Source organism: Pseudomonadota bacterium (assembly GCA_023229365.1).
In the GTDB taxonomy this organism is placed as follows: domain Bacteria; phylum Myxococcota_A; class Polyangia; order JAAYKL01; family JAAYKL01; genus JALNZK01.
This window is the reverse complement of the sequence record JALNZK010000247.1, coordinates 1-2,783: the sequence shown is the minus strand read 5'-3', so window position 1 is coordinate 2,783 and position 2,783 is coordinate 1. Positions and strand designations below refer to the sequence as shown.

General features: G+C 64.3%; 5 protein-coding genes. All 5 read left to right on the top strand.

What is annotated here, in order from left to right:
- Positions 1 to 173 precede the first annotated feature (173 nt).
- Positions 174 to 1,097: a hypothetical protein gene (locus tag M0R80_31855; GenBank protein MCK9464236.1), complete on the top strand. Its 924-nt coding sequence runs from the start codon at positions 174 to 176 to the stop codon at positions 1,095 to 1,097.
- A gap of 88 nt (positions 1,098 to 1,185) precedes the next feature.
- Entirely contained in the window at positions 1,186 to 1,623 is a 438-nt protein-coding gene (locus tag M0R80_31850) for a hypothetical protein (GenBank protein MCK9464235.1), read from the top strand.
- A gap of 78 nt (positions 1,624 to 1,701) precedes the next feature.
- Positions 1,702 to 2,091, top strand: a complete 390-nt coding sequence (locus tag M0R80_31845) for a hypothetical protein (GenBank protein MCK9464234.1) — start codon at positions 1,702 to 1,704, stop codon at positions 2,089 to 2,091.
- Between the two features lie 3 nt (positions 2,092 to 2,094).
- Positions 2,095 to 2,433 carry a hypothetical protein gene (locus M0R80_31840; GenBank protein ID MCK9464233.1) on the top strand — a complete coding sequence of 113 codons (339 nt, stop codon included), beginning with the start codon at positions 2,095 to 2,097 and terminating at the stop codon, positions 2,431 to 2,433.
- The coding region (locus M0R80_31835) for a hypothetical protein (protein MCK9464232.1) at positions 2,433 to 2,783 on the top strand (351 nt) is incomplete at its 3' end. The genes M0R80_31840 and M0R80_31835, both read left to right, overlap by 1 nt.

Here is a 2,783-nt window from a genome sequence, read left to right as displayed (position 1 = left end):
CGGAGTATCGGGCCGAGATGAACAAGATTGCGCAGCTTATCCGGGTCGATCCGACCAAGGCTGCGGCGCTGGAAAAGGAACTCGACCTGGCGGTGCAGGAAGGCCGCGTGCTCCGGTAATCCGGGGCAAATCGGCACAAAGCCTGCCGGGTCACAGTAGAGGAACGAACGACAATGGCTCTCGCATCCGCTGCAGGCTTTGTGCAGAACAGCGGCACGCTCATTCCGGAAATCTGGTCGAGCAAGCTGCTGGTCAAGTTCTACGCGTCCACGGTGTTCGGTTCGATCGCGAACACGGACTATTCCGGCGAGATCAAGAACGCCGGGGACAAGGTCATCATCCGCAACGTGCCGGATATCACGATCCGGACGTACGTCAAGGGCGGGAAGCTCACGTACGAGACCCCGACCACGGCGAACATCGAACTGCTCATCGACCAGGGCAAGTACTTTGCCTTCGCGGTCAACGATGTCGACAAGATGCAGTCCGACATCCCGTTCATGAACAAGTGGTCTGGCGACGCCGGCGAGCAGATGAAGATCTCAATCGACACCGCGATCCTGGCTTCGATCTACGCCGACGCGGCCACGGGCAACAAGGGCGCGACCGCCGGTGTCAAGTCGAGCGCGTACAACCTCGGCGTCAGCGGCACCCCGTTCCTGGCTACTCGCGTCAACATCCTGGACGGCCTGTGCGGCCTCGGCGCCGCGCTGGACGAGCAGAACGTCCCGGGCGACAGTCGGTGGGTCGTGCTGCCTCCGTTGCTCTCGTACCTGCTGAAGCTGTCCGACCTGAAGGACGCCTCCATGCTGGGTGACGGGACCAGCGCGCTGCGCAGCGGTCGGCTGGGCATCATCGACCGGTTCACGGTCTACCAGAGCAATTCGCTGGCGACGACCGCTGACAGCAGCGGCGTCACGGCCTGGAACTGCATCGCCGGCCACCCGAGCGCGGTGACCTTCGCGTCGCAGATCGTGAAGACGGAGACCCTCAAGAACCCCGACGACTTCGGCGACCTCTGCCGCGGCCTGCAGGTGTACGGGTTCGAGGTGGTCAAGCCGACCGCACTGTGCCACTTCTACGTGGCGAAGGGCTGATGAGTCGAGGCTGAGTTTCCAGGGGGCCGGTTAGTCCTCCGCTAGCCGGCCACACCCCTCAAGCAGGAGCAGAAAGGAATTAAGGAACATGGCTGCTGCAACGTATGATCTCAGTGTTGGCGGGACCACCGCCCTTCCGTGCGTTTTCGCCGGCAAGGTCGCCGTGGTCGAGAAGACCGTGGACTTCGCGGTCGATGGCATCGGGAACACCGAGACCGCTGATGTCATCAACATCCCGGCGAACACTCTGGTTCTCGGCGTGAGTGTGTACGTGAACACGGCCGAGAGCACGGACACGATCGACGTCGGCGACAGCGACACCGCGGCGCTCTACATCGATGACGGCTCGCTGGCCGTTGCGGATGTGACGCTGTGGAGCGACGGGTCGGCGGGCACGGGTCGCATCCTGGTCGCGGCCAAGACCAAGTACTACACCGCGGCCAACGCCATCCGAGTCCTGGCGAACGCCGCCCTCGCCACCGGCAAGATCACTGTCCGGGCTCTCATGGTCCAGTTCACGCCCTGAAGCGTCTGAGCGGTGAGGCAACAATGCGCGCCCGTGGCTGCCGCGGGCGCGCCACTCCCACCAGAAAGGCCGGTCTTCATGTTTCGGTACATCCGCAAGAAAGACGAGTCGTTTGTCCTGAGTTGGTCCCCGGCGCTCGCGGCCCGGGACGACATGGTCGAGTGCGACGCGCAAGGCGGTATCGTCAAGGGCGGTAACGGTGCGCTGCCGCTGGCCCTGCTTAACCTGCCGGTCCCCGCGGTCCCGATCGCGCCGGTTGAAACTCCGGTGCCGCAAGTCGAGACCCCGGTGCTGCGAGTCGAGACCCCGGTGCTGCGAGTCGAGACCCCGGTGCCGCAGGTGGCGGTGGAAAGCATGGATCGCGCACAGATGCGGGATCTCATCAAGACCAAGGGTTACGATATCGATCAGCGCCTCGGAACCGAGAAGATGCGCAAGAAGTTGCTGGAGGTCGAACGGGAGTTCTAGCCCATGCTGGCATCAGATGTACTCACGCCGGCGCGTCGGATCCTGAGTGACGCGTCGGTCACGCGCTGGACCGACGCGGACTTGCTTGGCTGGCTCGGGGAAGGCGAGCGCGAAGTGATGAAGCGTCGGCCGGACGCGGGCCTGACGACCGTGGGCGCGGTGACGCTGCGGCCCACTGCCGCCCCGACAGCGGTTGGGGATACCCTGGCCGTGGGCGACGACTTCAAGCGGTGCCTGGTCGACTACGTGTGCTATCGCGCGTTCCTTGAAGACGCCGAGAGCACGGAAAACGCGAGCCGTGCGAAAGCGCATCTGGAGCTGTTCGCGCCGGAGGCCACCTGATGGCGAGTCTTGCAAGCCTGATTCCGCTGATCGCGCTGGACGTACCGGGGGCGCCGGAGACGGTGATCCGGCAAGCGTGCAGCTTGGCGGCGCGTGAGTTCTGCAAGCGCACTGGTGCCTGGCGCAACGAACTGACGGCGATCAGTATCGAGGCCGACCTCGCGGACTACGAGGTCGACTACGAACTCGACGATGACGACGGCGAGGCCGAGATCCTGGCTCCATGCAAGGTGGTGCTGGACGGGCAGGAGCTGGTCGAGGGTGACGACTATTCCTACGGGAACAGCACGATCCACTTGGTAACGACTCCGACCGTCGCGATTACGGACGGGCTGGAGGTCACGCTGACC

What these genes read in the sequence shown, in the direction of transcription:
- M0R80_31855 (MCK9464236.1), top strand. Translation starts at nt 174, where the DNA reads ATGGCTCTCGCATCCGCTGCAGGCTTTGTGCAGAACAGCGGCACGCTC.
- M0R80_31850 (MCK9464235.1), top strand. Translation starts at nt 1,186, where the DNA reads ATGGCTGCTGCAACGTATGATCTCAGTGTTGGCGGGACCACCGCCCTT.
- M0R80_31845 (MCK9464234.1), top strand. Translation starts at nt 1,702, where the DNA reads ATGTTTCGGTACATCCGCAAGAAAGACGAGTCGTTTGTCCTGAGTTGG.
- M0R80_31840 (MCK9464233.1), top strand. Translation starts at nt 2,095, where the DNA reads ATGCTGGCATCAGATGTACTCACGCCGGCGCGTCGGATCCTGAGTGAC.